The organism is Spirillospora sp. NBC_01491 (assembly GCF_036227065.1).
Lineage (GTDB): Bacteria > Actinomycetota > Actinomycetes > Streptosporangiales > Streptosporangiaceae > Spirillospora > Spirillospora xylanilytica.
Genome location: NZ_CP109432.1, coordinates 3,534,621 through 3,555,074 on the forward strand (window position 1 = coordinate 3,534,621; position 20,454 = coordinate 3,555,074).

At 73.9% G+C, this 20,454-nt stretch carries 24 protein-coding genes and 1 tRNA gene; 10 read left to right on the forward strand and 15 right to left on the reverse strand.

What is annotated here, in order from left to right; all coding sequences use genetic code 11:
- The first annotated feature begins 96 nt into the window (after positions 1–96).
- From OHA34_RS16375 to OHA34_RS16395, 5 genes are all read left to right on the forward strand, one after another.
- Positions 97–1,077 carry an alpha/beta hydrolase family esterase gene (locus OHA34_RS16375; protein WP_329522121.1) on the forward strand — a complete coding sequence of 327 codons (981 nt, stop codon included), beginning with the start codon at positions 97–99 and terminating at the stop codon, positions 1,075–1,077.
- Positions 1,078–1,126: 49 nt separating this feature from the next.
- Positions 1,127–2,311, forward strand: coding sequence for an amino acid deaminase/aldolase (locus tag OHA34_RS16380; RefSeq protein WP_285942795.1), 1,185 nt, complete (start codon positions 1,127–1,129; stop codon positions 2,309–2,311).
- 114 nt (positions 2,312–2,425) lie between these two features.
- Positions 2,426–3,091: an SIMPL domain-containing protein gene (locus tag OHA34_RS16385; RefSeq protein WP_329522122.1), complete on the forward strand. Its 666-nt coding sequence runs from the start codon at positions 2,426–2,428 to the stop codon at positions 3,089–3,091.
- Between the two features lie 71 nt (positions 3,092–3,162).
- Positions 3,163–4,365, forward strand: a complete 1,203-nt coding sequence (locus OHA34_RS16390) for a carbohydrate kinase family protein (protein ID WP_285942050.1) — start codon at positions 3,163–3,165, stop codon at positions 4,363–4,365.
- 28 nt (positions 4,366–4,393) lie between these two features.
- Positions 4,394–5,665, forward strand: coding sequence for a family 4 glycosyl hydrolase (locus OHA34_RS16395; protein WP_329522123.1), 1,272 nt, complete (start codon positions 4,394–4,396; stop codon positions 5,663–5,665).
- Between the two features lie 66 nt (positions 5,666–5,731).
- Here OHA34_RS16395 and OHA34_RS16400 read toward each other — a convergent pair whose 3' ends face one another.
- Positions 5,732–6,037, reverse strand: coding sequence for a DUF3618 domain-containing protein (locus OHA34_RS16400; protein WP_285942052.1), 306 nt, complete (start codon positions 6,035–6,037; stop codon positions 5,732–5,734).
- Between the two features lie 127 nt (positions 6,038–6,164).
- Here OHA34_RS16400 and bcp point away from each other — a divergent pair, with 127 nt between their 5' ends.
- Positions 6,165–6,632, forward strand: a complete 468-nt coding sequence (gene bcp, locus OHA34_RS16405) for a thioredoxin-dependent thiol peroxidase (RefSeq protein ID WP_285942053.1) — start codon at positions 6,165–6,167, stop codon at positions 6,630–6,632.
- 14 nt (positions 6,633–6,646) lie between these two features.
- On the opposite strand, the gene OHA34_RS16410 is transcribed toward bcp, so the two are convergent.
- Positions 6,647–6,733, reverse strand: a tRNA-Leu gene (locus OHA34_RS16410).
- A 273-nt stretch (positions 6,734–7,006) separates the two neighbouring features.
- Between OHA34_RS16410 and OHA34_RS16415 the strand changes: the two genes are divergently transcribed.
- Genes OHA34_RS16415 through OHA34_RS16425 form a run of 3 tightly spaced genes read left to right on the forward strand, consistent with a single transcriptional unit; the run spans position 7,007 to position 9,750 of the window.
- The gene (locus tag OHA34_RS16415) at positions 7,007–7,921 is read left to right on the forward strand and encodes an MEDS domain-containing protein (RefSeq protein WP_329522124.1); all 915 of its coding nucleotides are present in this window, start codon (positions 7,007–7,009) and stop codon (positions 7,919–7,921) included.
- Complete coding sequence (locus OHA34_RS16420; protein WP_285942055.1) at positions 7,918–8,835, forward strand: sensor histidine kinase; 918 nt, start codon at positions 7,918–7,920, stop codon at positions 8,833–8,835. The genes OHA34_RS16415 and OHA34_RS16420 overlap by 4 nt, the downstream gene beginning before the upstream one ends.
- Positions 8,836–8,883: 48 nt before the next feature.
- A complete protein-coding gene (locus OHA34_RS16425) occupies positions 8,884–9,750 on the forward strand; it encodes an MEDS domain-containing protein (RefSeq protein WP_329522125.1) in 867 nt (288 codons plus the stop codon).
- 13 nt (positions 9,751–9,763) lie between these two features.
- On the opposite strand, the gene OHA34_RS16430 is transcribed toward OHA34_RS16425, so the two are convergent.
- From OHA34_RS16430 to OHA34_RS16440, 3 genes are all read right to left on the reverse strand, one after another.
- Positions 9,764–10,120 carry a 50S ribosomal protein L7/L12 gene (locus OHA34_RS16430; RefSeq protein ID WP_285942057.1) on the reverse strand — a complete coding sequence of 119 codons (357 nt, stop codon included), beginning with the start codon at positions 10,118–10,120 and terminating at the stop codon, positions 9,764–9,766.
- A gap of 104 nt (positions 10,121–10,224) precedes the next feature.
- Positions 10,225–10,770 carry a hypothetical protein gene (locus OHA34_RS16435; protein WP_285942058.1) on the reverse strand — a complete coding sequence of 182 codons (546 nt, stop codon included), beginning with the start codon at positions 10,768–10,770 and terminating at the stop codon, positions 10,225–10,227.
- On the reverse strand, positions 10,760–11,281 hold the full coding sequence (locus tag OHA34_RS16440) for a SigE family RNA polymerase sigma factor (protein ID WP_285942059.1): 522 nt from the start codon (positions 11,279–11,281) through the stop codon (positions 10,760–10,762). Before OHA34_RS16440 ends, OHA34_RS16435 begins: the two co-directional genes overlap by 11 nt.
- 257 nt (positions 11,282–11,538) lie before the next feature.
- Here OHA34_RS16440 and OHA34_RS16445 point away from each other — a divergent pair, with 257 nt between their 5' ends.
- A complete protein-coding gene (locus OHA34_RS16445) occupies positions 11,539–11,868 on the forward strand; it encodes a hypothetical protein (protein ID WP_329522126.1) in 330 nt (109 codons plus the stop codon).
- Positions 11,869–12,039: 171 nt separating this feature from the next.
- Here OHA34_RS16445 and rdgB read toward each other — a convergent pair whose 3' ends face one another.
- The 10 genes from rdgB to OHA34_RS16495 all read right to left on the reverse strand — a co-directional run bounded on the left by rdgB (position 12,040) and on the right by OHA34_RS16495 (position 20,281).
- Positions 12,040–12,687 carry an RdgB/HAM1 family non-canonical purine NTP pyrophosphatase gene (rdgB, locus tag OHA34_RS16450; RefSeq protein WP_285942061.1) on the reverse strand — a complete coding sequence of 216 codons (648 nt, stop codon included), beginning with the start codon at positions 12,685–12,687 and terminating at the stop codon, positions 12,040–12,042.
- A complete protein-coding gene (gene rph, locus OHA34_RS16455; RefSeq protein ID WP_285942062.1) occupies positions 12,684–13,403 on the reverse strand; it encodes a ribonuclease PH in 720 nt (239 codons plus the stop codon). Before rph ends, rdgB begins: the two co-directional genes overlap by 4 nt.
- Before the next feature lie 23 nt (positions 13,404–13,426).
- Positions 13,427–14,176, reverse strand: coding sequence for an MBL fold metallo-hydrolase (locus tag OHA34_RS16460; RefSeq protein ID WP_285942063.1), 750 nt, complete (start codon positions 14,174–14,176; stop codon positions 13,427–13,429).
- A gap of 49 nt (positions 14,177–14,225) precedes the next feature.
- Complete coding sequence (murI, locus tag OHA34_RS16465; protein WP_285942064.1) at positions 14,226–15,038, reverse strand: glutamate racemase; 813 nt, start codon at positions 15,036–15,038, stop codon at positions 14,226–14,228.
- Between the two features lie 136 nt (positions 15,039–15,174).
- Positions 15,175–16,011, reverse strand: a complete 837-nt coding sequence (locus tag OHA34_RS16470; protein WP_285942065.1) for a thioesterase family protein — start codon at positions 16,009–16,011, stop codon at positions 15,175–15,177.
- Positions 16,012–16,314: 303 nt separating this feature from the next.
- Positions 16,315–17,262, reverse strand: a complete 948-nt coding sequence (locus OHA34_RS16475; protein ID WP_285942796.1) for a PLP-dependent cysteine synthase family protein — start codon at positions 17,260–17,262, stop codon at positions 16,315–16,317.
- An 11-nt stretch (positions 17,263–17,273) separates the two neighbouring features.
- Positions 17,274–17,546 carry a MoaD/ThiS family protein gene (locus tag OHA34_RS16480; protein WP_285942797.1) on the reverse strand — a complete coding sequence of 91 codons (273 nt, stop codon included), beginning with the start codon at positions 17,544–17,546 and terminating at the stop codon, positions 17,274–17,276.
- A 283-nt stretch (positions 17,547–17,829) separates the two neighbouring features.
- The gene (locus OHA34_RS16485; RefSeq protein ID WP_285942066.1) at positions 17,830–18,246 is read right to left on the reverse strand and encodes a M67 family metallopeptidase; all 417 of its coding nucleotides are present in this window, start codon (positions 18,244–18,246) and stop codon (positions 17,830–17,832) included.
- A 128-nt stretch (positions 18,247–18,374) separates the two neighbouring features.
- Positions 18,375–19,382 carry a sensor histidine kinase gene (locus OHA34_RS16490; protein WP_329522127.1) on the reverse strand — a complete coding sequence of 336 codons (1,008 nt, stop codon included), beginning with the start codon at positions 19,380–19,382 and terminating at the stop codon, positions 18,375–18,377.
- Positions 19,379–20,281, reverse strand: a complete 903-nt coding sequence (locus OHA34_RS16495; RefSeq protein WP_285942068.1) for an MEDS domain-containing protein — start codon at positions 20,279–20,281, stop codon at positions 19,379–19,381. Before OHA34_RS16495 ends, OHA34_RS16490 begins: the two co-directional genes overlap by 4 nt.
- Positions 20,282–20,454 lie beyond the last annotated feature (173 nt).

Here is a 20,454-nt window from a genome sequence, read left to right on the forward strand (position 1 = left end):
GTTAAGTTCACTAATCATCACAAGAACTTCACCTTCTCATCCGCCCGCCTACCCGTCAGTAGTTTGGCTTGGGCGTCACCGGTTAGATTCGCCGGCATGCGGCGAACGCGGCGAATCCCCCACCTGTCACCGGCACTCGTCCTCTCCCTCGTCCTCTGCCTCGCCCTCGCGCTGTCGGCCTGCGACGGCACCAGGAACGACGCCGGTACGCCCGGCAAGGGCAAGAGCGACGACCGGCGGCCCGCGACCGTGCAGGGCATCCCCACGGACGCCGGCACGCACAAGCAGAAGATGGGCGTCGGCACCGTCGGCCACCGCGAGTTCCTGCTGCACGTCCCGTCCAAGGTCGCCGGGGGGAAGTGGCGGGGCGGCAGACCAGCCACCCCGCCCCCGCTGGTCATCGCGCTGCACGGCGGCCTCGCCACGATGGGCCAGATGCGGTCGCTGACCGGCTTCGACGGCCTGTCCGACGAGCAGGGGTTCCTGGTCGCCTACCCCGACGGGTTCATGACCACGTGGAACGCGGGCGACTGCTGCGGCGCGGCGAAGGTCGCGGGCACCGACGACGTCGGCTTCCTGACCAAGCTGATCGACAAGCTGACCGGCGCCGGGCTGGCCGACCCGGATCGGGTCTACGTCACCGGATTCTCCAACGGCGCCGGGATGGCCTACCGGCTGGCCTGTGAGAAGCCCGGCAAGGTCGCCGCGATCGGGGTGGTCGAGGGCGCGCTGGTCACCAGGTGCGACCCGGGCCGGCCGGTCTCTGCGATGATCTTCCACGGGACGGCGGACCGCAACGTCCCGTTCAACGGCGGCGGGCGGCGCGACTTCAACGACGGCAGCCCGTTCCCGCCGGTCTCGCAGGCGGTGGAGTTCTGGCGCCGGCTCGCGCACCTGCCCGAGCCCACCCGGAGGGTGAAGGCGCTGGGCGGCGACACCGACTGCAACGCGACCGGGAAGGGCGCGGGCGGCGCCGAGGTGACGTTCTGCAAGATCGAGGGCGGGACGCACCGCTGGCCGTCCGGTGCCGGCGCCCTGCTCTGGGACTTCTTCTCGGCGCACCCCCGCACCCGCTAGGGATGTGAAGTCTTTTCACGTTCGCGGTTATTGTGGCACTGTGACTGACATGAACCTCCGGGACCGCTACGACGCCGCGACCGCCGAGCTCGAAGCTCCGTTCGCGGTCGTCGACCTGCGGGCCTTCCGGGCCAACGCCGCCGACCTCGTCCGCCGCGCCGCGGGCAAGCCGATCCGGGTGGCGAGCAAGTCGGTGCGGTGCCGCGCGCTCCTGGACGAGGTCCTGGCGATGGACGGGTTCGCCGGGATCATGGCGTTCACCCTCGGCGAGGCCCTCTGGCTCGCCCAGGAACGGGCCGGCGAGGACATCCTGGTCGCCTACCCGACCACCGACCGCACCGCCATCGCCGAGCTCGCCGCCGACGAGCACGCCGCCCGCACCATCACCCTCATGGTCGACTCCCCCGAGCACCTCGACCTGATCGAGCGGGCCGCCGGCGACGCCCGGATCCGCGTCTGCATCGACATCGACGCCTCCTACCGGATGCTCGGCGCCCGGGTCCGGCTCGGCGCACTGCGCTCCCCGCTGCGCACCCCGGCCGAGGTCGGCGCGCTGGCCGAGCTGATCCTCAAGCGCCCCGGCCTCGCCCTGGTCGGCCTGATGGCCTACGAGTCGCAGATCGCCGGCGTCGGCGACACCCCGCCCGGCAACGCCACGATGGGCCGCGTCATCCGCACCATGCAGCAGCGGTCCCGGCTCGAACTGGCCCGCCGCCGCGCCGCCATCGTCCGGGCCGTCCGCGAGCTGACCGACCTGGAGTTCGTCAACGGCGGCGGTACCGGCAGCGTGGAGAAGACCGCCGCCGAACGCGCCGTCACCGAGGTCGCCGCCGGTTCCGGCCTCTACCAGCCGCACCTGTTCGACTACTACTCCAACTTCCGCGGCCGTCCCGCCGCGCTGTTCGCCCTGCCGGTCGTCCGGCGGCCGGGATCCGGCGTCGTCACCTGCCTCGGCGGCGGCTACCTCGGGTCCGGTCCCGCCGACCGGATCCGGCTCCCCCAGCCCTACCTGCCGACCGGCCTCGCCTACGACCCGCGGGAGGGCGCCGGCGAAGTCCAGACCCCGCTGCTCGGCGCCGCCGCCGACCTCCTCCAGGTCGGCGACCGCGTCTGGTTCCGGCACACCAAGGCCGGTGAGCTGTGCGAGCGCTTCGCCGCCCTCCACCTCATCGACGGCGACCGGCACGTCCGCACCGTCCCCACCTACCGGGGCGAGGGCCGGACGTTCCTGTGACCGCGGGCCGGCGGCCCGGCCGGTCCCCCGCGGGCCGGCGGAGGCGACGGGCAGGACGGGTCCGGCCGATCTTGGGGTGACCGGTCCCGGCCGGCACCGGCTAGGTTGGCCGGTATGAGCGACGCCCCTGTGATCAGCGTCCGCGGCGAGGCCGTCGTGACGGCCGAACCCGAGATCGCCCTGCTCTCGGTGCACGTCCAGTCGCACGAGAGCGAGCGCCGCCCCGCGCTGGACCGCCTGGTCGAACGAAACCAGCGCTGCCTCGACCTGGTCAGGTCCTACGGTGAGGCGATCGAGAAGCTGGAGACCGGCGAGCTGTCGATCACCCCGCTGATCAAGTACCGCCGCCGCGAGGGCGACATCCGCGCCTACCAGGGCACCGTCCAGATCAAGGTCACCATCAGCGACTTCACCGTGCTCGGCGAGCTGGTCACCCGGCTCGGCGACCTGGAGCGCACCTCCGTCGACGGCCCCGCCTGGGCGCTGCGGCGCGACAGCGAGGTGCACGGCCGGGCCGCGCGGCAGGCGGCGCACGAGGCGGTCGCCCGCGCCCGCAGCTACGCCGAGGCGCTCGGCTGCCGGCTCACCGGCCTGGTCGAGCTCTCCGACGAGGGCCTCGGCGACCGGCCGGGCCCGGTCATGCCGATGGCCCTCGGCATGGCCGCGGCGGCGGGCCCGGGCGGCGACGAGCCCGAGGCGATCGACCTCGAACCCGCCGCCCAGACCGTCCGGGCCGCCGTCGAGGCCCGGTTCACCGCCACCGCCCCTGACCTGGGCTGACGACCGGACACGAGCGGGGACCGATGACCGAGCCGCACACGCCACCGCCTTCCGGCGCCCCTTCCCCGCCCATGCCCCCGGCGCCCGGGGACGTGCTGGCGCCGCCGGCGCTCCGCGACCCCTGCACCGAGCGCGGCCCCGCCGGCGCGCTGCTGCGCGCGGGCGGCCGGGCCGGCTCCGCGGCCGGACGCGAGGCCGGCGCCCACGAGCTGGACGTCTTCCTGACCGGCCAGGTCTTCATGGACATGATCTTCACCGGGCTGCCCGGCCTGCCCCCGCCCGGCACCGAGCTGGTCACCGACGGCCTCGGCTCGGCCCCCGGCGGCGTCGCCAACATCGCCGTGGCGATGAGCCGGCTCGGGCTGCGCACCGGCCTCGCCGCCGCGTTCGGCGACGACCTGTTCGGCGCCTACCTCTGGCGCACCCTCGCCGAGCAGGAGGACGTCGCGCTGCACTGGTCCCGGCGCATCGGCGGCTGGTCCACCCCGGTGACGGTGTCGCTCGCGTACGCGTCCGACCGCAGCATGGTCACCTACAGCCCCCCGCTGCCCGGCACCGTCCGCGCCGCGGGCGGAGCGGGCGGGACGGCCGGGGCCGGCGGCGCGGCGGGCCTGGCCGACGACCTGCGGACCGCGCCGCCCAGCGCCGCGACCTGCTTCGTCGACATCGACCGGCCCGTCCCCGACTGGGCCCTGGCGATGCGGCGCACCGGCGCGCTGGTCTTCGCCGACCTCGGCTGGGACCCCACCGAGACCTGGTCCACCGACGTGCTCGACCGCCTCGCGCACGTCGACGTGTTCCTGCCCAACGCGGTCGAGGCGATGGCCTACACCCGGACCGGCACACCCGAGGAGGCGCTCACCGCGCTCGCCGGGCGGGTCCCGGTCGTCGTGGTCAAGCAGGGCGCGCGCGGCGCCATCGCGATCGACTCCGCCACCGGCGAACGGGCCGCCGCCCCCGCCCTGCCCGTCGAGGCGCTCGACCCGACCGGCGCGGGCGACGTGTTCGCCGCCGGGTTCGTGTTCGGCACCCTGGCCGGATGGCCGCTCGACCGGCGGCTGCGCTTCGCCAACCTGTGCGCCGGACTGTCGGTGCGGCACCACAGCGGCTCGCTCGGCGCCCCCTGCTGGGGCGAGATCGCCGCGTTCGGCGAGGACGGCGAGGTGCCGCCCGAGGTGCTGGAGCAGTACGCCTTCGTCATCCCCTACATCCCCGAGACCGAGCTCGACCGCGGCGCCGACTCCGTCGCCCGCGCCGCGCCGACGCTCCGCTAGAGGCACGAGGCCAGACGCTAGGAGGACTGTGAAGATCGCGATCATCGGAGCGGGCAGCGGCTACCTGCCCGGAGTACTCCGGGGCCTGCTGCACCGCGCCGGCGACCTGGCCGGCACCGAGCTGGCCTTCCACGACGTCGACGAACCCCATCTGGCGGTGATGGCCCGGCTGGGGCGGAACATGTTCGCCGCGCGCGGCGCCGCCCTCACCGTCACCGCGCACACCTCCCTCAAGCCCGCCCTCGACGGCGCCGCCTACGTGTTCACCACGTTCCGTCCCGGCGGGATGGCGGGCCGGCACCTCGACGAGTCGATCCCGCTGAAGCACGGCGTCGTCGGCCAGGAGACCGCGGGCCCCGGCGGCTTCCTGATGGCGTGCCGCTCGGTCCCCGTCCTGCTGGAGATCGCCGCCGCCGCGGACCCCGGCGCCTGGATCGTCAACTACACCAACCCCACCAACGTCGTCACCGACGCCGTCCTCCGGCACACCGACGCCAAGATCATCGGTCTCTGCGACCAGCACGTCGGCGACACCGAGATGTGGGCCGAGCTGCTCGGGCTCCCCTTCGACCGGCTGGAGGCCGACTGGATCGGCCTCAACCACGCCACCTGGGCGACCCGGCTCCGGCTCGACGGCGCCGAGGTCGACCTCCCCGCCCTGCTGGAGGGTCTCGACGTGCCCGGCGGCGGCGCGACGCCCTGGCGCGATCCGTCCCGCATGGCCGAACTCGCCAGGGCGCTCGGGTTCCTGCCCAACTCCTACTCCAAGTACTACTTCTTCCACGACGAGGTCGTCCGCGAGCTGCGCGAGAAGGGCACCACCCGGGCCGAGGACATCCAGGCGATGCTGCCCGCCTACTACGCGCAGGTCGCCGCCGAGTCCGGCCGCTCCGACCCCGACCCGAGCCGCGAGCGCGGCGGCGGCGAGCACGGCGAGTTCGCGGTCGACACCATCTGCGCCCTGCACCGCGACGAGAACCGCCGCATGATCGTCAACACCCGCAACAACGGGGCGATCGCCTCCCTCGAGGCGGACGCCGTGGTGGAGGTGCCCGCCCTCGTCGGACGCGCCGGTCCCGTCCCGCTCACCATGGGCGCGCTGCCCCGTCCCGTCCGCGGCCTCACCCAGGCGATCCACGAGTACGAGCGGCTCGCCGCCGACGCCGCCGTCACCGGTGACCGGCGCACCGCGCTCCAGGCCCTGATGGCGCACCCGTTCGTCCGCAGCAAGCACACCGCCGAGAAGATCCTCGACGAGGGCCTGGCCGCGCACCGCGCCCATCTCCCCCAGTTCGCCTGAGCGCCTCCCCCGGACGCGAAGAGGCGCCGCCCGCGGAACGCGGACGGCGCCTCCAGGGGGCCGGGATCAGCGGCGGCGCTTGCGCCGCCACAGGAGCAGGACGGTGAGCCCCGCGGCCACGCCGACGCCCGCGAGCACCACCCGGCGGTCGATCGCGCCCGGCTCGCCGTCCCCGGACTCGGCCGGCGCCACCATCGACTGGACGGTCTTGACGACCTGACCGGCCTCTTCCTTCAGGCGCTCGGCTCCGCGATGCGCGACGTTCCTCGGGTTGACCCGCTCCGCCAGCTCGTCGATGTTGCGGGCGAGCTCCAAGCGGGTGCGTTCGATCTCCCGCTCCAGCGCCTCCGGGTCGCGGGCCCTGTCAGCCATGCCGTGTCCTTATCGTTCGAGCATCAGCGACGCATGATCCGAATAGTGTCGCAGGTCTTCCCGGGAAACGCCCGCCCCACCCCAGCCGGTACGGTGGACCCGACCATCCCAGCGAAAGGCGGAACTGGTGTCCGAGCGGCTGCAACCGGGCGAGGTCGCCCCCGAGTTCGAGCTTCCCGACGCCGACGGCGCACCGGTGTCCCTGTCCTCGCTGCGCGGGAGGCGGGTGATCCTCTACTTCTACCCCGCGGCGATGACCCCCGGCTGCACCAAGGAGTCGGTCGACTTCCAGGGCAGCCTGCCCGAGCTGGAGGCCGCCGGCGTCGCCGTCGTGGGGGTCTCCCCCGACGCGCCGGCCAAGCTCGCCAAGTTCCGGCAGAAGGAGGGGCTGACCTTCCCGCTCCTGTCCGACCCTGACACCAAGGTGCTCCAGGCGTACGCCGCCTACGGCGAGAAGAAGCTGTACGGCAAGGTCGTCGTCGGCGTGATCCGCTCCACCTTCATCATCGACGCCGAGGGCAGGATCGAGAAGGCGTACTACAACGTGAAGGCCACCGGCCACGTCGAGCGCCTCCGCCGCGACCTGGCCCTGTGACACCACCGGGACGATGGTGCGGACGGGGGGACTCGAACCCCCACGGTGTCTCCACCAACAGGACCTAAACCTGCCGCGTATGCCGATTTCGCCACGTCCGCCCGGGTAAAGCCGTTCCCTCGCGCGGAAGGACTCGCGCGGAAGGTGAATCCAGCTTAGCGTTCTGGTCACCGGCTCACACCCGCATATCGAGGCCCGCGGGGGCCCGCCGGGGGGACGGCTCGGGCCGCCGCCCTCCACCCCCGGCCCCCGGCGGTCCCCGCAGGTCGCGCACCTCGGATCAACGCAGCGTGAGTGACTCCGTGCATTGGGCTTCCAAATCGGGCGGGGCGGCGTAGGCTGAACCAATCCGCAGCGACCGCGATGGGCAGGCCATGGAGACCAGCTGGTTCGCCAAACGACCCGTCAGCGACATCCGCCCGGGTGACCACGGCTGGCTGGCCTACACCGGCCTCGAAGAGCGCGACCGTGTCATCGGGATCTTCGTCGGCGAGGGGCTGGAGACCGGTGAGAAGGTCGTCTACGTCAGCGACAGGCCGGCCGGGCGGCTGCCCGGGCTCGGCGGACGGCCCCCGGACGAACTCGACGAGCTGGCCCGGTCGGGCCGGCTGCGGGTGATCCCGCGCCGCGCCGCGTGCCTCGACCGGAGCGGCGGGTTCGAACCGGCGAAGATGCTCGACACCCTGGCCCGCGAGGTCGGCGAGGCGTTCGGGCAGGGTCTGCGCGCGGTGCGCCTGACCACCGACCACAGCCGGCTGCTGAACGAGCCGGGCCGTCCCGGCCTGGCCCGGATGCTGGGCTGCGAGCACCGGCTCGGCGAGGCCGTCTCGCCGAGCACGATGGTGAAGGCGATCTGCCAGGTGGACCGGCAGGCCTGCCGGCCCGATGAGCTGACCGCGCTCCGCGACACCCACGAGGTCCTGGTCGAGGTGAATCCCGAGTTCGACGACGGCGTTCTCAAGATCGTGCGCACCTTCGATCCGGTGGGGCTGCGGGTGGAGGGCGAGCTCGACGCCGCGCGGCACGCGGTGTTCTCCGACCGGCTCGCCCAGGTGAGCGCGGGCCGCGGCGGCGTCCATCTCGACTTCTCCCGGCTGGGCTTCATCGACCTCGGCTGCCTGAACCTGCTGGCGCACCACGCGATCGCGCTCCCGCGCGGCCAGGCGCTGGTGCTCGACAACCTCCCGCCCGACGTCGAGACCGTCATCGAGCTGGTCGGCTGGCACCGGCTGCCGGGGCTGGCCCGCGGGCGCGACCGCGTCCCGGCCGAGGAGGGCGCGGCCCGATGAAGCTGGAGCACAGGGCCTTCGAGTACGCGGGCACCGGCGCCTTCCTCGCCTCCGTCGAGCCGTTCCTGCGCTCAGGGCTGGAGGCCGGCGAGGCCGTGGTCGCCGTTGTCCGCGAGCCCAACCTGGGAGCGCTCCGCGACCACCTCGGATCCGACGGCGCGTCGATCGAGTTCTGGCCGGCCGAGGAGTTCTACCTGCATCCGGTGCGCACGCTGAAGGACTACCAGCGGATCGTGGCCTCCCACGCGCCGCGCCGCGTGTGCGCGCTGGCCGAGCCCGTCTGGCAGGGCTGGACCCCGCGGCAGCTCCTGGAGTGGAACCGCTACGAGTCGCTGATCAATGTGGTGTTCGAGGGGTCCGGGGCGCGCGCCCTGTGCCCCTACGACCGCCGGGCCGCGCCGGCGCACGTCCTCGACCAGGCCCGCCGCACGCATCCGCTGTTCCTGCGCGACGGCGACACCCGCTGGAACGCCGACTTCGTCGACCCGGTTACGTTCGGCACCGGCTGCGACCGGCAGCGCCGGTTCCCGCCGCCGCGCGACGCCGACTACTTCGCGATCGAGGACGCCGACCTGCACCGGCTGCGGGCGTTCGTCGCCGGGCGGGCCGCCGCGCACGGGCTCGACCGCCGGGCCGCGCAGAACCTGGTGACCGCCGCGAACGAGGTGGCCGCGAACGCGCTCCGGCACGGCACCCCGCCGATGGGGCTGTGGACGTGGCCGGACGGCCCCGACCTGATCTGCGAGATCGGCGACCACGGCCTGTGGCGGCCGAGCCCGCTCACCGGGTTCATCCCGCCCGAGTCGGCGCTCGACCGGGGCTTCGGGCTGTGGACGGTGCGGCTGCTGGTCGACCTGATGGAGGTGCGGGCCGGTTGGAACGGCACCTTCGTCCGGATGCACATGCGGAAGTAACTCCCCGAGGGTCCGCCCGCTCCGCGCGGCGGACTCGTGGAAGGCGCCATGGACACCCACTGGCCGATCCGGAGGCCGGTCCGCGAGCTCAGGCCGGGTGATCACGCCTGGCTGGCGTACGGCGGCGAGGAGGAGCGGCGCCATGTCGTCGGCGCGTTCATCGGCGACGGGCTGGCCGCGGGCGCGAAGGTCGTCTACCTGGCCGGTCCGGCGGGCGCGGCGGACCGGCCGCGCATGGCGGGGTCACACGATGCGCGGCTGCTGACGGTCGTCCCCCTCGTGCCCTCGGGCGAGCACGCGGGCGCGGACGGGGGCGCCGACCCGCGGGCCGCTCTGGACGCGCTCACCAGGGAGGTCGCCCGAGCCACGGCCGACGGCCACCACGCAATCCGGATCACGGCCGACCTGACCTGGGCCGTGTCCGGCCCGGACGCCCCCGTCCCGCTGCGCGAGTGGGAACGGCGTCTCGGGCGGGCGATCGGACCGTCCGCCATCGCGGTGTTCCAGGTCGACCGGCGCCGCCGCGCCGCCGCGGTGCTCGACGAGCTGCGCGCCGCGCACGCCGTGGTGGTGACGCCCGACCCCGAGTTCGAGGACGCGATGCTGCGGATCGAGCGGACCTTCCAGCCGGTCGGCCTGTCGCTGTGCGGCGAGCTGGACGCGTCCCGGCACACCGTGCTGGACGCGGCGCTCGCCACCGTGCTGTCGGGCTCCGACCGCCGCGAGATCCACCTCGACCTGGCCGGGCTCGGTTTCATCGACCTCGGCGCGATCAACATCCTGGCCGACGTGGCCGGGCGCCGCGCGGACCGCGGCCCGCTGGTGCTCGACCGCATGTCGCCGCAGCTCCGCACGCTCATGGAGACGGTGGGCTGGGGCATGCTGCCCGGCCTGCGCCTCGGCGCCGGCGCCTGAGACCGGCCGCCGGTCAGTCGAGCGCGGCGACGAACCGTTCGGCCTCGGCGCGGGTCAGGCCGGTCTCGGCGCGGACGATGGCGATGGCCGATTCCACGTCCTCCTCCCGCAGGAACGCGTGGACCCGATCGGACAGCATCTCCCCGCCGGGCCCGCCCTGCCCCGGGACCAGTCCGTCCCGGAGCGCCTCGACGTAGTCCTTGGCGTCCCTGAGCGACAGCCGGGTGTCCGTGCGCACCTCCTTGATCGCGTGGATCATCCTGTCCTGGCGGATCAGCCTGAGGGCCCGGTCGCGCGTCGCCGCCGGGACCCCGGCCGCCTCGAAGCTCAGGGTGTCGACCTCGAGGGGCTGAGCGCGTTTGCGGAACATCCTCGTCTCCTCTCCGGCCGCCACCACCGGCGACGGCGGTATGCGGACCGGCCCGGGGGCGGCAGCAGGTCCGCCCACTGTAACCGCCCCCATGGCCGGCACGCTCAGCCCGAGGCCGCCCCCGCCGCGGTCTTCCGGGCCCGCGGCAGGCCCGTGTCGGATGGGGTGGGCGGCCTTGGCGTCGATGGCCCGGACGAGGCGGGGGGCCGGGATGCCGAGGGCGCGGACGGCTTGGCGGTCGGGCTGGGAATCGGCGGCTGCGGGCTGGACCACGTCGGCGACGGAGTGACCGACGGCGTGCCCGAGGGCGAGGGGGGCGCGGACGACCGGGCCTCGTCCGCCGGGACGGACGGGCTCGGCGCGGGCGTGCCCGTCGCGGGTGTGCCGGTCGCCGGCGGTCCCATCGGCCGCGGGGCCTCGTGCCTCCCGGGCATCCCCGGCCACAGCAGCAGCGCGACGGCGACGAGGACCGCCGCCGTGAGCACGCCCGCGAAGACCGGGAACGTCCATGCGCGGAACCGCGAGACGGGCGCGACGGTGGCCTCGCGTCCCGCCGTCTGAAGCCGGTGCACGAGGTCCGGGCCCGCCTGGATCTCGTCGGCGCCCCGCCGGTAGTGGTCCCGCAGCAGGGTCTCGAGCTCATCGTCCATCGGCCCGGCCCTCCCTCAGGTGCTCCCGCAGGGCCGTCATGGCCCGCGCGGTGTGACTCTTCACGGTGCCCCGGGAGATCCCGAGGGTCTCGGCGATCTCGTGCTCGCCGAGATCGCACCAGTAGCGCAGCACGACCACGGCGCGCTGCTTGGGCGGCAGGCCGCGGAGCACCTCGTCCAGGTCGCCTCCGGCCGCCCCCGCCACCGGAGGCGCCCCGGCGAGGCGCTCCACGTCCGCCACCGAACCGGCCGGGAAGTCCCGCCGCCGCGCCCGCCGCTTGTTCTCGTCGATCGCCAGATTGACCAGCACCCGGCGGGCGTACGCCTCGGGATTCCCCGCCGCGATCCGCTTCCAGCGCCGCGCGACGCGCTCGTAGGCGGTCTGGAGGAGGTCCTCGGCAAGGTGCCGGTCATAGACCAGGAACACGGCGGTGCGCAGCAGGCGACCCGCGGTGGCGGTCACGAACTCGTCGAACGTGATCTCCGCCCCGCGGACCTCCTGGGCGCTCAAGGTGGACAGACCGCACCTACCCCCGGCCGCCGGGCGCGGTCCGGCAGCCACCGGGCCACGACGGCTTCGCGGTCGCGGACGGCTTCGGCGCCTTCGCGCTCGGCGCGAGCACCGGCGTCCTGGACGGAACGGCGGTCACCGACGGCACGGGCGCCGGCCTGGACGGCTTGCCGGTCGGCGTCGGCACCGGGTTCGACGGCTTGTGAGTCGGCCTCGGCACCGGGTTCGACGGCTTAGGCGCCCCCGGAGCCGTCGGCTTGGGCGCTGTCGAAGTCGTCGGCCTGGGCGCCGGCCTGGACGGCTTCGGGACGGCCGAGACCGAGGGCACCGGGCGGGCCGATGGCGTGCACGTAGGGCTGGGCGACGGCACTGGGGCCTTCGAGGGCACCGGGGCCTTCGACGGCACCGGTGCCTTCGTCACGGCGCCGCGCGCGGCCATCGGCTCGACCTTGGGCGAGGTGGCGGCCGAGGCGGACATCCAGATCCCGGCGGCCAGGACTCCGGTCCCGCCGACACCGGCCAGCGCCAGGACGAGTCCGCGGCGCGGGCGACCCTTGTCGATCATGTTGCTCCTCGGGGGGAGGTGAACGGTTCACCCTCTAAACCCCCCGCACCCGCCGCGGGGTTGTCATGCCGCCCGAAAACTTTCGCGGTGCCCGCCCGGAACCTCTCCGCGCCCCCGGCCCCGCTGCGGCGGGCGGCGGCGGTACGGCGGGCGGCGGCGGTACGGCGGGCGGCGGCGGTACGGCGGCCGGGCGTCAGGTCAGGCCGGCGGCGGCGAGCGCGTCGGGCAGGATCTCGGCGAGCGCGCGGAAGGCCCGGCCGCGGTGGCTGATCGCGTCCTTCTCCTCGGGCGAGAGCTCGGCGGCGGTGCGGGTCTCGCCGTCCGGCAGGAAGACCGGGTCGTAGCCGAAGCCGCCCGAGCCGCGCGGCGCGGCGGTGATCCGGCCGTGCATCCGGCCCTCGACGCAGTGCTCGACACCGCCGGGGACCACCAGGGCCGCCGCGCAGACGAAGTGCGCGCCGCGTCCGCCCTCGGCGACGTCGGCGAGCTGGTCGAGGACCAGGTCGAGGTTGGCGCGGTCCTTGTCGCCGGTCGCGGCACCGAACCGGCCCGACCAGCGGGCCGACAGCACGCCGGGCATGCCGCTCAGCGCGTCCACGCAGAGCCCGGAGTCGTCGGCCACCGCGGGCAGCCCGGTGTGCAGGGCGATCATGCGGGCCTTGAGCAGCGCGTTGCCCTCGAAGGTCAGCTCGGTCTCGGGGACCTCGGGCGCCTTCGGGAAGTTCTCCAGCCCGGACACCTCGACGCCCCGGCCGGTCAGCGGCACGGGGCCCGCGGCCAGGATCCGGCACAACTCGGAGATCTTCCCCGCGTTCCGGGTGGCTAGCACGATCCTGGTCACCGGCCGAGCGCCTCCGTCTGGAGGCGGGTGAGCTCGGCGCAGCCGCCGGCGGCCAGGTCGAGCAGCGCGTCCAGCTCGGCGCGGTCGAACGGGGCGCCCTCGGCGGTGCCCTGCACCTCGACGAAGCGGCCGTCGCCGGTGCAGACCACGTTCATGTCGGTGTCGGCGGCGCCGTCCTCCTCGTAGCACAGGTCGAGGCGGGGCTGGCCGCCGACGACGCCGACGCTGACCGCGGCGACCGAGGTGAGGAAGGGGTCGCGCTTGACCAGGCCGCGCTCGCGCATCCAGCTCACCGCGTCGGCCAGCGCGACGTACGCGCCGGTGATCGCCGCGGTGCGGGTGCCGCCGTCGGCCTGGAGCACGTCGCAGTCGAGCTGGACGGTGTTCTCGCCGAGCGCCTTGAAGTCGACGCAGGCGCGGATGGACCGGCCGATCAGCCGGGAGATCTCGTGGGTGCGCCCGCCGATCCGCCCCTTGACCGCCTCGCGGTCGTTGCGGGTGTTGGTCGCGCGCGGCAGCATCGCGTACTCGGCGGTGACCCAGCCGAGCCCGCTCTCGCGCCGCCAGCGGGGCACCGAGTCCTGCACCGACGCGGCGCAGAGCACCCGGGTGCCGCCGAACTCGATCAGCACCGACCCCTCGGCGTGGTCGAGCCAGCCGCGCTGGATGCGGACGGGACGGAGCTGGTCGATCGCGCGATCATCGGGGCGTGCCATGGCATCCACCCTAATGCCCGCCCTCACAGGTCGTAGACGGTTCCCACCTCGGCGAGCTCGATCGGCCCCCCGAAGCCGCTGGCCTTGGCCTCGGCGAGGGTCTGCGCCGGGTCGTTCCACGGCAGCAGATGGGTGAGGACCAGGGTGCCGGCGCCGGCCCGCGCCGCGTGCTCGCCCGCCTCGCGCCCGGTCAGGTGCATGTCGGGCGGCAGGTCGTCGCGCTGCTCGAACCCCGCCTCGCACAGGAACAGGTCGCAGTCGCGGGCGAGCTCGACCAGGGCCTCGCAGACTCCGGTGTCGCCCGAGTAGGTCAGCACCTTGCCGCCGTGCTCGACCCGCAGCCCGTACGCCTCGACCGGGTGGTTGACCAGCGCGGTGGAGACGGTGAACGGGCCGATGCGGATCGGGCCGGGCTCCAGCGTGCGGAACTCGAAGGTGCTGGCCATCGCCGGGTTGGGTTCGAGCTGGTACGCCTTGATCATGTGCTCGGCGGTGCCGGACGGCCCGTACACCGGGATCCGCGGCGCGGGCCCGTCCGGGCAGTACGTCCGGGCTATCCAGTAGACGGTGAGGTCGAGGCAGTGGTCCGGATGCAGGTGCGAGAAGCAGATCGCGTCGATGTCGAGGACATCGTGGAACCGCTGCAACGACCCGACCGCGCCGTTGCCCATGTCGAGCAGCAGGGAGAACCCGTCCGCCTCGACCAGGTAGCTGGACGCCGGGCTGTCCGGTCCCGGGAAGCTGCCGGAGCAACCGATCACAGTGACCCGCACGCTCACTCCTCCTCTTGTGTCCCGGGGAATCAGGTGGTCAGAGCCTTGCTCAGGGTGTCAGGGCCTCGCTCAGGGCGGACTCCACCGAACCGATCTCAGGCCCCAGGAAGCGGCGCCCGAGCGCGGCGAACACGGCGGGGTCGCCGGTGGCGCGGAACCGGTGTTGCGGCGCGGGCAGGGGCTCCGCGCGGGAGAGCCCCTGATCCTGCAACACCCGGAACACGTCCTTGGCGGTCTCGTCGGCGCTCGAGACCAGTGTCACCCCGTCGCCGACGACATACGAGATGGCGCCGGTCAGCAACGGATAATGCGTGCATCCGAGGATGAGCGTGTCACAGCCGGCGTCGGTGATCGGGCGCAGGTAGCCGCGGGCGACCTCCAGCACCTCCTCGCCCACGGTCTGGCCGGCCTCGACGAAGTCGACCAGCCTCGGGCAGGCGGCGCTGGTCAGCTGGATGTGCGGGGCCGCGGCGAACGCGTCCTCGTAGGCCCGGCTGTTCACCGTGGCCGCGGTGGCGATCAGCCCGATCCGGCCGTTGGCAGTGGCCCGGGCGGCCCGCCGGGTGGCCGGGTTGATCACTTCCACGACCGGGACGTCGTAGCGCTCGCGGGCGTCCCGCAGCATCGCCGAGCTGGCGCTGTTGCAGGCGATCACCAGCATCTTCACACCCTCGTCGACCAGCGCGTCGAGCATCTCCAGAGCGAACGCGCGGACCTGCGCGATCGGGCGCGGTCCGTAGGGCTGGCGGGCCGAGTCGCCGAGGTAGACGATCGACTCGTCGGGCAACTGGTCGAGGATCGCGCGGGCCACGGTGAGTCCGCCGAAACCGCTGTCGAAGATCCCGATAGGCGCGTTTGACATGGTGCTCAAGGCTAGGCGACTAATCCCGGCGGCAGCGCGTCATGCGTCGTACATCACACGGTCACATACCGGAAATCGAACCTCACCTGACCTTGCGGTCAGACCCCGATGACCGAACCCGCCCGAACAGTGCCGTTCAGGCCGGGCCGCCGCGTCCGAGGCGGGCGAGCTGGCGGCTCTGCGCGACCAGGGTCCCGGACGAGTCCCAGATCTCCACGCCCTCGTCGAACCAGCCGCCGGAGACCAGCCGCCCGCCGCCGTGCACGGCCAGCCAGCCGGGCGCCGGGACGGCGCGCATGTGCCAGGTCAGCTCGACCGTCGGGGCCCAGCCGCGGGCGCCCATGCTGAGCACGACCGGGGGCAGCGCGTCGACGGCGAGCGCCAGCGCGAACCCGTCGGGCTCGTGCGGGTCGCGGAGCCGGAACCAGGCCCGGATCTCCGGGCGCCCGCTCGGGTTCCCGTCCAGCCAGCCCATCGTGGCCGGGTCGAACCGCATGTCGACCTGCCCGGCGAACCCCGCCTCGTCCCCGGCCGGCTCGGTGCCGGAGCAGGCGTCGATCGGGGGCAGCGCCGGCTCGGGCGGCTCGCCGGTCCAGTCGGCGGCGGCGGCCCTGTCGAGAGTGCCGGTGGTGACCAGCGCGTCCACAACCGGCCGCCCGCCCTGGACGAGCGTGACGCGAGAGGTGGCGACGGTGCGGCCGGTCTTGCGCGGCTCGACGTGCACCTCGGCGGGCCCGGGCTCGGCGACGCGCAGGAAACTCGTCGCGGTCGACAGCGGATGCTCGTGCGGCGAGGCGTCGACGGCGGCGCGGTCCAGCACGGCCATCAGGTAGCCGCCGTTGATCGCCTCGGCGAACCCGAACGCGGGGTCGAGGCTCGCCGCGTACCGGCGCGGCGTCCCGTCGTCGTCCCGGCCGGGGGCCCCGGCCCCTCCCAGCCGCGTCACCGCGGTGGCGTCGCCGAACCTGCTCATCCGCACTCTCCCGGTCGCCCGCGCGGCGCCGGACCACGGCCTCGGCGGCACGCTTCTAGAACAACGTTCGGGAAAGCACCCTACCCCCGGCCCGCCGCCCCTGCTCCCCCACCCTGGGAGCCTGCCCCGGCGCCGCACGCCGGACCGGGGGCCTCAGCCGTCGCGCGAGCGCGTTACCTGCCCGGTGAGGGGATGCCGGAGGCGAGCCTCACCGGGCGGATCGCGAAGCGATGTCGCGCTCGTCCAAGCCAGGTCGGCGTCCGAGCCGCCAGGCGAGGACGCCGGGCCGGGCTGAAACACAGCTCAGGCCCAGAGCTGGCCCTCCAGGCGCGCCTCGGCCTGCTCCAGGGTCCCCGAGTAGGCGCCGGTGGACAGGTACTTCCAGCCGCCGTCGGCCACGACGAACGCGATGTCGGCCCGCTCGCCCGCCTGGACGGCCTTGCGGGCCATGCCGAGCGCCGCGTGCAGCGCGCCGCCGGTGGAGATGCCCGCGAAGATGCCCTCCTGCTCCAGCAGCTCGCGGGTGCGGCGCAGCGCGTCGGCCGACCCGACCGAGAACCGGGTGGTCAGCACCGAGTCGTCGTACAGCTCGGGGATGAAGCCCTCGTCGATGTTGCGCAGCCCGTACACCAGCTCGCCGTACCGCGGCTCGGCCGCGACGATCTTGACGTCCGGCACCTGCTCGCGCAGGTAGCGGCCGACGCCCATCAGGGTGCCGGTGGTGCCGAGACCGGCCACGAAGTGCGTCACGGTCGGCAGGTCGGCGAGGATCTCCGGGCCGGTCGTCTCGTAGTGCGCGCGCGCGTTGGCCTCGTTGCCGTACTGGTAGAGCATCACCCAGTCGGGGTTCTCGGCGGCCAGCCCCTTGGCCACCCGCACCGCCTCGTTGGAGCCGCCCGCGGCCGGGGAGGGGATGATCCGCGCCCCCCACATCTCCAGTAGCTGGCGGCGTTCGGCGGAGGTGTTCTCGGGCATCACGCAGACCATCTCGTAGCCGCGCAGCTTGGCGACCATGGCCAGCGAGATGCCGGTGTTGCCGGAGGTCGGCTCGAGGATCGTGCAGCCGGGGCTGAGCAGCCCCTCCTTCTCGGCCTTCTCGATCATGTAGAAGGCGGGCCGGTCCTTCACCGAACCGGTGGGGTTGTGGTCTTCCAGCTTGGCCCACAGCCGCACGCCGCCACCGGGGGACAGCCTGGGCAGTCCCACCAGCGGCGTGCGGCCGAGCGAGTCGAGCAGCGAGTCGAAGCGCATGTCGGAGCCGGTCACCCTCCGGCGACGGCCGGCAGGATGGTGACGCTGTCACCGTCGGAGACCGGGGTCTCCAGGGCGCTCAGGAAGCGGACGTCCTCGTCGTTCAGGTAGACGTTGACGAACCTGCGCAGCCCCTTGTCGTCCACCAGCCGGCCGCGCAGGCCGGGGTGCCGGACGTCCAGGTCCGAGATGAGCTCGTCGAGCGTGCCGCCCTTGCCCTCGACGGCCTTGGCGCCGTCGGTGAGGTTACGCAGGATCGTCGGGATCCGGACCTCGATCGCCATCGCGAAGATCTCCTTCAGGTCGTACGGGCTCCCCGCCCACGGCATCACAACAGGGCGGGGCGCGGGGGAATTCCAGCCGTGGTCAGCGCGTCAGCGACAGTCGTAGACGACCTCGGCGCGCGAATGCCCGAACAGGAAGCTCTGCACGGGCGAGAAGGCTCGCGTGAGGCGGTCCGGACGCGGCCGAACGCCGGCCGGGATACCGCATCGGGCACCCGTCCGCAGCTCGTTCGTCCACATGACCATCAGTTTACCGGCCGGAACCGCGCCGTCCCCCGGCGGCTCAGCCGTAGGACTCGACGATCTTGACCTCTTCCTCGGTCACCGCGCCGTCCACGATCCGGTACGAGCGGAACTCCGCCTCGCCCTCCTCGCGGGTCGACACCAGCACGTAGTGCGCGTTGGGCTCGGCCGCGTAGGAGACGTCGGTCCGGGACGGGTAGGCCTCGGTCGCGGTGTGCGAGTGGTAGATCACCACCGGCTCCTCGTCGCGGTCGTCCATCCCCCGCCACACCTTGAGCTGCTCGAGCGAGTCGAACCGGTAGAACGTCGGGGACCGCTCGGCGTTGGCCATCGCGATGTACCGGACGGGCCGGTCGGATCCGATCGGCCCCGCGATCACGCCACACGCCTCATCGGGATGATCGGCGCGCGCATGCGCGACGATCCGGTCGACGAGTTCTCGCTCGATCGTCAGCATGCCCGCAGATTACCGCCCCCGCGGGACGCCCGATCCCCCCGGTCAGCGCCGCGCACGCGCCCATGGCCGCGTCCGCGCGCCCCCGCCGCGCCCGGAGGGTGACCGCCCGGCCGCCGGCGGGCGGGCGGTCAGCCGTCGTCGCCCAGCCGCTGGTGCAGGCGGATGCTGGAGCCGCCCGCGCCCGAGCGGATCTCGACGATGTGGCACAGCCGCCGGACCGCCCACATGGCGCCGTCGCCGCTCCGGTCGCTGCGCGGCGGGGCGTAGCCGAGGAAGCGGTCCTCCAGCTCGCCCTTGGGGTCGTCGACGTCGCAGACCAGCTCGCCGTCCTCGGCCCACACCCACAGGACGCCCTCGCCGCCCCCGTGGCGGATGACGTGGGTGGCGACCTCGTTGGCCGCGAGCACGAACGGGAGCGTCCGGTCGCGCGCCAGCCCGTGCCGGGCCGCCTCGGCCATCAGAAACGACCGCAGGCCGGGCAGCTCGCCGCCGGCGAAGCCCCGGCGGGCCGCGGTGTCGGGGGGACGCGGCAGCGGCCGGCCGTTGCACTCGGCGTAGAAGGCGGCCGGGTCGGTGAAGCTCCCGCTCTGCCGGACGCCGTCGCCGTCGACCAGCTCGGGATGGGTGCGCGCGGCGTCGAACAGCACGTGGCCGGGCAGCGCCGTGGCGTCGTAGGCGCACATCAGCGCCGTCGGGGTGCCCGCGAAGGCCACGTTGAGGACGGCCTCGTGCCGCTTCCACTCGCAGGTCTCCAGCGGCGTGCGGCCCGTCCAGACCGGCTCGGCGAGCAGGCGCAGCCGGCCCCGCGGCCACCAGTCGCCGCGGGCCCGGTCGTGGTAGGACGCCAGGGCCTGCATCGGGCCGCGGAACCACTCCGCCCGGTCGATGAACTCGATCCGGGCCGCGTCGGCGGCGCCGAGCTGCTCGCGCAGCAGGCAGCGGGCCGCGGCCGAGGCGATCACCACCAGGACGTCGCCCGCCAGCCGCCCGTCCCGCAGGAACGGGACCGCGGCGGCGGCGAAGTCGCGGTCGGACCGGTAGAGCAGGGCCTGGTGCGTCAGGCCGCCGCGATCGGTCGCCGCCCGCGCCGGGTCCGCTGGCGCGGCCGGTATGCCCGTTCCCGTAAAGGCGTTCACCGGTGGGCCCCCTCCAGGTAGACGCCGGGCGCCGAGTCCCAGCCGGCGATCTTCATCATCAGCTCCAGGAAGGCGGGCACGCCCCGCAGGATCACCTGCCGCTCCAGGCCGGCGCCCTGCCCGCCCGCGCCGATCAGGGCCCGCAGCCCCTCCAGGTCGCAGAACTCCAGCCCGGACAGGTCGAGGCAGTAGTGCCCGGCGCGGGTCGCCTCGGCGCGCAGCACGTCCAGCAGGCCCGGCAGCGTGGACTCGTCGACCGCGCCGGTCAGCCGCAGGCCGGGCGGGCCGAAGATGGGCGTGATGGTCAGCACCCCGTCGGCGTAGAGGTCGTCGGGCCGGACCCGCCCGTCATGGCACGCCTCCAGGATCCTGAGCTGCTCTGGGCCGAACCAGCGCCGGTCGTACTGGCAGAGCGCCATCGCGCGGCTGCCCGGCGCCTGGAACGCCCGCTGGCAGCTCTGCTCGAACTCGGCGAACCGGTCGGTGCCGGGCCAGCCGCGCACCGAGAACGAGGCCTCGCCGGCGAATCGCACCCCGGCGTAGTCCTGGAGCAGGGCGACCTCCATCTCGGTGCCGAGCAGCGCCACGGTGTCGTCGGGGTCGAACCGGCCGGACGCCATGAACGCCTCCGCGATGGGCCGGATGACCAGGTGCCCGGCCTCCGCGCCGGCCCTCAGCTCGGGCCCGTCCCGGCCCGCCGCCCCGGCCAGCCGGTCGAGCACCGCCTCGGAGCTCTCCCCGTCGGCCAGGTAGACGACCTTGTGACCGGCGCGGAGGCCGTCCCGGACGTAGGCGGTGAGGACGGCGTGCCGCTCCTCCTCGCTGTCGTAGGTGAGGCAGAGATGGTGGCCGAACCTCATCTCGCCGACGGGGGTCAGCGCGATCCGTTCAGGTGTCACCCGGCACCCTCTTCCACTGATAGGCAGGCCCGCCGGGGGGACGGGGCCACGGCTACCTCTGGAGAGAACTCTCTCGCCCGCCAAAATAGCAATACACACCGCTACTTCGTCCGAACATCGAGTAACGATCGGACGATTCGGCGATCAGCCGTCCGGACGCGGCCGGGCGCCCC

Excerpts from the sequence above, each read along its gene's own strand:
- OHA34_RS16375 (WP_329522121.1), top strand. The coding sequence starts at position 97 with ATGCGGCGAACGCGGCGAATCCCCCACCTGTCACCGGCACTCGTCCTC.
- OHA34_RS16380 (WP_285942795.1), top strand. The coding sequence starts at position 1,127 with ATGAACCTCCGGGACCGCTACGACGCCGCGACCGCCGAGCTCGAAGCT.
- OHA34_RS16385 (WP_329522122.1), top strand. The coding sequence starts at position 2,426 with ATGAGCGACGCCCCTGTGATCAGCGTCCGCGGCGAGGCCGTCGTGACG.
- OHA34_RS16390 (WP_285942050.1), top strand. The coding sequence starts at position 3,163 with ATGCCCCCGGCGCCCGGGGACGTGCTGGCGCCGCCGGCGCTCCGCGAC.
- OHA34_RS16400 (WP_285942052.1), bottom strand. The coding sequence starts at position 6,037 with ATGGCTGACAGGGCCCGCGACCCGGAGGCGCTGGAGCGGGAGATCGAA.
- OHA34_RS16415 (WP_329522124.1), top strand. The coding sequence starts at position 7,007 with ATGGAGACCAGCTGGTTCGCCAAACGACCCGTCAGCGACATCCGCCCG.
- OHA34_RS16420 (WP_285942055.1), top strand. The coding sequence starts at position 7,918 with ATGAAGCTGGAGCACAGGGCCTTCGAGTACGCGGGCACCGGCGCCTTC.
- OHA34_RS16425 (WP_329522125.1), top strand. The coding sequence starts at position 8,884 with ATGGACACCCACTGGCCGATCCGGAGGCCGGTCCGCGAGCTCAGGCCG.
- OHA34_RS16430 (WP_285942057.1), bottom strand. The coding sequence starts at position 10,120 with ATGTTCCGCAAACGCGCTCAGCCCCTCGAGGTCGACACCCTGAGCTTC.
- OHA34_RS16435 (WP_285942058.1), bottom strand. The coding sequence starts at position 10,770 with ATGGACGATGAGCTCGAGACCCTGCTGCGGGACCACTACCGGCGGGGC.
- rph (WP_285942062.1), bottom strand. The coding sequence starts at position 13,403 with ATGGCACGCCCCGATGATCGCGCGATCGACCAGCTCCGTCCCGTCCGC.
- murI (WP_285942064.1), bottom strand. The coding sequence starts at position 15,038 with ATGTCAAACGCGCCTATCGGGATCTTCGACAGCGGTTTCGGCGGACTC.
- OHA34_RS16470 (WP_285942065.1), bottom strand. The coding sequence starts at position 16,011 with ATGAGCAGGTTCGGCGACGCCACCGCGGTGACGCGGCTGGGAGGGGCC.
- OHA34_RS16475 (WP_285942796.1), bottom strand. The coding sequence starts at position 17,262 with ATGCGCTTCGACTCGCTGCTCGACTCGCTCGGCCGCACGCCGCTGGTG.
- OHA34_RS16480 (WP_285942797.1), bottom strand. The coding sequence starts at position 17,546 with ATGGCGATCGAGGTCCGGATCCCGACGATCCTGCGTAACCTCACCGAC.
- OHA34_RS16485 (WP_285942066.1), bottom strand. The coding sequence starts at position 18,246 with ATGCTGACGATCGAGCGAGAACTCGTCGACCGGATCGTCGCGCATGCG.